This is a genomic window from Bradyrhizobium sp., assembly GCF_030654605.1.
Taxonomy (GTDB): Bacteria; Pseudomonadota; Alphaproteobacteria; order Rhizobiales; family Xanthobacteraceae; genus Bradyrhizobium.
This window is the reverse complement of the sequence record NZ_JAURXB010000189.1, coordinates 1-6,029: the sequence shown is the minus strand read 5'-3', so window position 1 is coordinate 6,029 and position 6,029 is coordinate 1. Positions and strand designations below refer to the sequence as shown.

Sequence of the window (6,029 nt, the reverse complement as noted above, 5' to 3'; positions counted from 1 at the left end):
CGCCCGGCTTGACCGGGCGATCCAGTACGCCGCGGCCTGTCGGCTCTATCGTTGGCTTCTCTGGAATACTGGGTCGCCCGGTCAAGCCGGGCGACGACAGCGGTGTTTGTGCGACCACCCCGGGTCTCTTGCCCGATGGCGAAAGCGAAATTTTGCCCCGTCGGGTTAATTTGTCGCAGCCAAGGTTGCCATCAGCCCACACTTCCGCCCGCGCGGGCTGTCGTATATGACAGAATCACTTGAATCGACGCGGATGCGGACAGGCGTTCCAACCGGGGCTGGGCATGGTGAAGCGATTTACGACGGCGATTGCGACGCTCGCGGCGCTGGCCACTCTGACGGCACTGACCGCCGAAGCCGCGCCGAGACAGGCGCGCCCCGCCGCCCCCACCGAGGCTGTGGCGCCGCGCGAGGCCGGCGAGCCGATCATGGCGATCGTGTCGATCAAGAGCCAGCAGGTCACGCTCTACGACGCCGACGGCTGGATCCTGCGCGCGCCGGTATCGACCGGCACCACGGGACGCGAGACGCCGGCCGGCGTCTTCGCCGTCCTCGAGCGGAACAAGGAACACCGCTCGAACATGTATGACGATGCCTCGATGCCGAACATGCAGCGCATCACCTGGAACGGCATCGCGCTGCATGGCGGGCCGCTGCCCGGCTATGCCGCCTCGCACGGCTGCGTGCGGATGCCCTTTGGCTTTGCCGAAAAACTGTTCGACAAGACGCGGATCGGGATGCGGGTGATCATCTCGCCCGAGAACGCCGAGCCGGTCGAGTTCTCCCATCCGGCGCTGTTCGGGCCGAAGCAGGAGGCCATCGCGGCCGCGCCGGCCGGGGCCGAGGAACTCACCCGCGAGGCGGCCGAGGCTGCCAAGGCCGCCGACGAGACGAAGAAGGCCGCCGCGAAGGCGCCGCGCGAGACAGCGGCGCTGACGGCGGCATTGCGCAAGCTGGAGGGGCTCAAGGCCCGCGCCGACGCCGGGCTTGCCAGCGCCGACAAGGCGCTCGCCGCCGCCAAGACCGACGAGGCCAAAGCGCGGGCCGAGGACCTCAAGCAGAAGGCCGCCGCCAAGGCGGCGGATCTGGCCGCACAACTCGACACCGCCAAAGCCGACGCAAAGCCGAAGCTCGAAGCTGCCGCCGCTGCCAAGGACGCCGCCAAGGCTGCCGCGACGAGAAAGGCCGACACCGCCAAGGCGGCACTCGACGCCAAGCTCGCGCTCGAGCCGGTGTCGATTTTCATCAGCCGCGCGACGCAGAAACTCTACGTGCGCCGCAACACCCACAAGCCGGCGCCGGACGGCGGCGGCGAGGTGTTCGATACGTCCATCGAGGTTCCGGTCACGATCCGCGATCCCGGCAAGCCGACCGGCACGCATGTGTTCACGGCGATGGCGCCCAACGACGGGGGTCTGCGCTGGAGCGCGGTCACGATCGACCATGCCGATAACGCCAGGGCCGCGCTCGACCGCGTCACCATCCCGCAGGCCGTGCTCGACCGCATCGCGCCGACCGCCTTGCCGCGATCCTCGATCGTGATCTCGGACGAGCCGCTGAGCGTCGAGACCAATTATCGCACCGAGTTCGTCGCGGTGTTGAGCCATCAGCCGCAAGGCGGCTTCATCACGCGTCCGCGCACGCCCCCGATAGATATGCAGGTCGCGAGCGGCAGCGATGGCGACTTCTTCGGCCTCATGTTCCCGCGCAATCCGGAACCCCAGCCGAGATTATACGCACCCCAGCGCGGCGGGCAGTATTACCGGGGGCCGCAGGGCTGGCGCTAAGACGCGGCAGGACGCGAGCGTGTAGGGTGGGCAAAGGCGCGGCTTCGCGCCGTGCCCACCATCGAGATCGGTGTTGTGACAGATGGTGGGCACGCTAACACTTTGCCCACCCTACGGGCTGGATCGATCTTTACCCTGAAATTGCCGGGGCATGAATACGAGATTCTCGTTTTCAATCGATGGGTCTCTGGATACTGGGTCGCCCGGTCAAGCCGGGCGATGACATTTAGAGATCTACAAATCCAACACCACGTAATCGCTCTCCACCGACACCGCGAGCGTCTCCGCCACATACGGCCCCTTCACCACATTGGTGCCCGGCTCGACATTGACCGGATAGGCCCGGGTGCGGAATTTCTTGGGGTCGCAGTAGGACTGCCCGGTGCGGATGTCGAATTCCCAGCCGTGCCACGGGCAGCGCAGGATTTCGCCCTGCCTGGTGTATTCGATCTCGCCGGGATCGGAGGATTGCGCGAGACCAATCAGCGGGCCTTCGCACAAGGCCGCGCCCTGGTGCGGGCAGCGGTTCAACAGGCCGAAGAACTCGCCCTCGATGTTGAAGATCGCGATCGGGCGCTCGTCGATGGTGAGGAACTTGCGGGTGCCCGGCGGCAACTCATCCACCGGGGCGATGACGTGACGAACCATCAAGCTATCCCGTACAGTTTTTTCGCATTGCCGAGATAAAACGCCTCGCGGTTGGCGTCGCTGACCCCGGCGGGCAGCACGCGCGACGGCTCGTCAAAGTCCCAATGCGGATAGTCGGTGGCGAACAGCAGCTTGTCCCAGCCGATCCAGTCGATGACATCGAACAGGTGGTCGCGTCTTTCAGGATCTTCCATCGGCTGCGTGGTCCAGAAGATGTGGTCGCGGATATATTCAGACGGCTTGCGCTCGAGATGCGGCACCTCGCCGTGCAGCTTTGCGAAGATCTTGTCGAGCCGCCACGACAGCGACGGCGCCCAGCCGAAGCCGGCTTCGATCATCACCATCTTCAGTTTCGGATAACTGGCGAATACGCCCTCCAGCACGATGCTGGCCAATGCCGTCTGCTGGCACTGCGAATGGCCGACCATTTCCTCGATGTAGAAGCTCGGCCAGCCGGAGGCGGTGATCGGGTTGCCGCCGAAGCCGAAGGCGTGGACGCCGACCGGGAGCCCGGCCTCCTCGGCCGCTTCATAGATCGGCCAGTAGCGGCGCTGTCCCAGCGGCTCGACGTTGCGGCTGAGCAGCAGCACCTGCACGAAGTTCTTGTCGCCGGCGCGGCGGCGTATTTCGGCGGCGGCGGACACGCCGTCTTCATTGGCGACCACAACCGAGCCTTTCAGGCGGCTGTCCTGGCTGGTCCATTTGGCAATCTGCCAGTCATTGATGGCGGTCGCCAGCGCCGCGGCCAGATCGTGATTGCGCATGCCCTGGCCGGTGGCGCCGAGCGGATTGAGCACGCCGAGCGCCACATTGTAGGGATCGAGCAGTTGCTGCTGCATGAACGACAGCGACGAGCCCTGCTGGCCGCCTTCCGGCGGATACGCATCGCGGCGCGATGCATTGGGCTGCGCCTTCGGATAGGGCGGACCTTCCATCATGCCCTGATAGGGATGAACGCCCCAGGTTTCGAGATGACTGTGCCAGCGCTTGGCCAGGAACGGATACAGTTCCTGTTTGGTCGCGCGCGCCGGATGGATGTCGCAATCGGCGATCGCGGTCTTGACGGCGATGGGCGTACTCGGCTCGGCTCGATCGCGGAACTGGATGTTCATGGCGTCGTCTCCTTGGCCACCGGCTGCTTCAAGCGCGGGTACGTCGCGTGCGGGTTATCGACCATGATCTTGCGCACCAGATCCGGCGAAATTCCCTCCGGCAGCACCTGGTCGCCCTCGAATTGCCAGTGCGGATAGTCGGTCGAGAATAGGAGCAATTCATCCGACTGCATATGGTCAAACAGGCGATTGAGGATCGCCGGATCCGGCGGCGCATCGATCGGCTGCAGCGAGAACCGGATGTTGCTGCGCACAATTTCCTGGGGCGAGCGATCCACCCACGGCGTTTCCATGCGCACGCCGCGCCAGAACTTGTGCAGCCGCCACAGGTAGGACGGCAGCCAGCTCCAGCCGGATTCCAGCATCACCATTTTCAAGGCAGGATGCCGCGCGAAGACGCCCTCGACGATCAGGCTGGTCAACTGGGTCTGGAACGCCTGCGCCTGGGCGACATAATCCTCGATGTGATAGGAGCCCCAGCCGACCGAGGTCGGCGGGTTGTGATAGTTGCTGCCGGCGTGAATGCCGATCGGCAGTCCCAGCCGCTCGGCCGCGGCATAGATCGGCCAGTAGGCGCGCTTGCCCAAGGGCATGTCGCCCATCACAAGCATCAGCACCTGAACGAAGCGCGGGTCTTTGGCGCAGCGCTCGATTTCCGCCACCGATTTTTCCACGCTCTGCACCGGGATCACGATCGAGCCACGCAGCCGCGGTTCCTTGTCCAGCCACTCTTTCACGAGCCAGTCGTTCAGCGCGCGGCAGAACGCATCCGCCATGTCCTCGGAAAACACCATCTGCACGCCGTAAAGGGGATTGCAGATGCCGGTGCTGACCCCGAAACGGTCGAGCGCCTGCGCCTTCATGTCGTCGAGGCTGGAGCCCGGCTTGCCCTGTGCCGGTCGCCAGTCCGGCCGCGACGAAATCGGCGAGTTGGTCGGATAGGATTGCGACACGAGGTCGGTCATGCCGCGCGTCGTCACCTGGTCGCGCCAGTAATCGTTGAGGTAGGGCAGCAGGCTGGTCAGATGAGGAACGGCAGGATGCAGATCGCAATCCACGCCGCCCGCGAGCGGTGACGTCATGACCTCGGGTTTCCTCTTCGCGCGTGGCGTCCTTCAAATTCCGCGTTGGCTCGCAGAGCCCCTGCTCAGCATAGGGCGCGGGCACTGCCCGGTCCATCGGCGGAGCCAATGCCTTGCGAGTCGGCAGCCATGCAATCCTGTGCTAGCACATAACAGGAAGTCGCAAGGGGAATGGCATGCTGGGGTTGGGAATCGCCGTCATCACGGCCACGCTGGCGTTCTCCGTACCGGCCTTCGCACAGCAACAACCAGCCGCGCCGCCGCCGGATTATTCAAGGGTCGAGATCAAGACCATCCCGCTCGGCAACGACGCCTACATGCTCGAAGGCCAGGGCGGCAACATCACCGCGGTGGTGACCAAGGACGGCATCATCCTGGTGGACGGCCAGTTCGCGCCGCTGCACGACAAGATCAAGGCCGCCATCGCTGCGATCTCGAACCTGCCGGTCAAGTATCTGATCAACACGCATTATCATGGCGGCCATTCCGGCGGGAACGAGGCCTTCGCCAGGGAAGGCGTCACCATCGTTGCCCAGGACAACGTCAAGGTCCGGCTCGCGGCCGGTACCACCGACGGACTGACCGGCGTCAAGACGCCGCCGGCGGCGCCGGCGGCGTTGCCATCCGACACCTATACGAACTTTTCCAAGATCAGGATGGGTGGGCGGGTTGCCGATCTCAAGCGCGTCCCGAACGCCCATACCGATGGCGACACCTATGTCTGGTTCAAGACCGCCCGCGTGCTGGCCACCGGCGGTACCTTCACCAATGGCCGCTACCCCGATATCGATTTCGCCAATGGCGGCAACATCAAGGGCATGATCGCGGCGGCGGATATCTACCTCAAGCTGACCAACGCCAGGACGAGAATCGTGCCGGGTCACGGGCCGGTCGCCGACAAGGCGGCGCTCCGGGAATACCGCACCATGCTGGTCACCGCGCGAGACCGGATGGCCAAGCTGGTCAGGGAAGGCAAGACGGAGGATCAGGTACTGGCCCTGAAGCCATTCGCCGATCTCGATGCCAAATGGGCGCCGACGGAGCTCGCGGCCAGCAATTTCGTCCGCGTCGTCTACCACTCGCTCTCCGACAAGCCGGAGAAACCCTCTCTGCTCAAGCGAATCTTCCGAAGGAATTGAGATCCGATGAAAGACCTTGTCCCGATCGCCGAACAGATCGCCGCCCGACTGACCGTACGGAAGCAGACCATCGCGATCGCGGAGTCCTCGACCGGCGGGCTGATTTCCGCAAGTCTGCTCGCTGTGCCGGGCGCTTCCGCGTATTTCCTCGGCGGCGCCGTGGTCTATACCCGCGACGCGCGGCGGCTGTTGATGGACATCCCCGATGCAGAGATGAAGGGCATCCGCTCGGCGTCCGAGCCCTATGCCAGACTGCTGGCC

At 64.8% G+C, this 6,029-nt stretch carries 6 protein-coding genes; 3 read left to right on the top strand and 3 right to left on the bottom strand.

Annotated features, from left to right (window positions below; genetic code table 11):
* The first annotated feature begins 284 nt into the window (after positions 1 to 284).
* Positions 285 to 1,787, top strand: a complete 1,503-nt coding sequence (locus tag Q7U29_RS17490; RefSeq protein WP_304743569.1) for a L,D-transpeptidase — start codon at positions 285 to 287, stop codon at positions 1,785 to 1,787.
* A gap of 234 nt (positions 1,788 to 2,021) precedes the next feature.
* Here the strand turns inward: Q7U29_RS17490 and Q7U29_RS17485 are convergent, their stop codons facing one another.
* The 3 genes from Q7U29_RS17485 to Q7U29_RS17475 are packed head-to-tail and all read right to left on the bottom strand — an operon-like array spanning position 2,022 to position 4,629.
* The gene (locus Q7U29_RS17485) at positions 2,022 to 2,435 is read right to left on the bottom strand and encodes a Rieske (2Fe-2S) protein (protein WP_304743567.1); all 414 of its coding nucleotides are present in this window, start codon (positions 2,433 to 2,435) and stop codon (positions 2,022 to 2,024) included.
* The gene (locus tag Q7U29_RS17480) at positions 2,435 to 3,547 is read right to left on the bottom strand and encodes an amidohydrolase family protein (protein ID WP_304743565.1); all 1,113 of its coding nucleotides are present in this window, start codon (positions 3,545 to 3,547) and stop codon (positions 2,435 to 2,437) included. The genes Q7U29_RS17485 and Q7U29_RS17480 overlap by 1 nt, the downstream gene beginning before the upstream one ends.
* Positions 3,544 to 4,629 (bottom strand): amidohydrolase family protein, encoded by a 1,086-nt coding sequence (locus Q7U29_RS17475; protein WP_304743564.1) that lies wholly within the window; start codon positions 4,627 to 4,629, stop codon positions 3,544 to 3,546. Before Q7U29_RS17475 ends, Q7U29_RS17480 begins: the two co-directional genes overlap by 4 nt.
* 176 nt (positions 4,630 to 4,805) lie before the next feature.
* On the opposite strand from Q7U29_RS17475, the gene Q7U29_RS17470 reads away from it, so the two are divergent.
* Both Q7U29_RS17470 and Q7U29_RS17465 read left to right on the top strand, forming a co-directional pair.
* On the top strand, positions 4,806 to 5,768 hold the full coding sequence (locus Q7U29_RS17470; RefSeq protein ID WP_304743562.1) for an MBL fold metallo-hydrolase: 963 nt from the start codon (positions 4,806 to 4,808) through the stop codon (positions 5,766 to 5,768).
* Positions 5,769 to 5,774: 6 nt separating this feature from the next.
* Positions 5,775 to 6,029, top strand: a 255-nt coding sequence (locus tag Q7U29_RS17465; protein ID WP_304743560.1) for a CinA family protein, incomplete at its 3' end; no start/stop codon positions are given.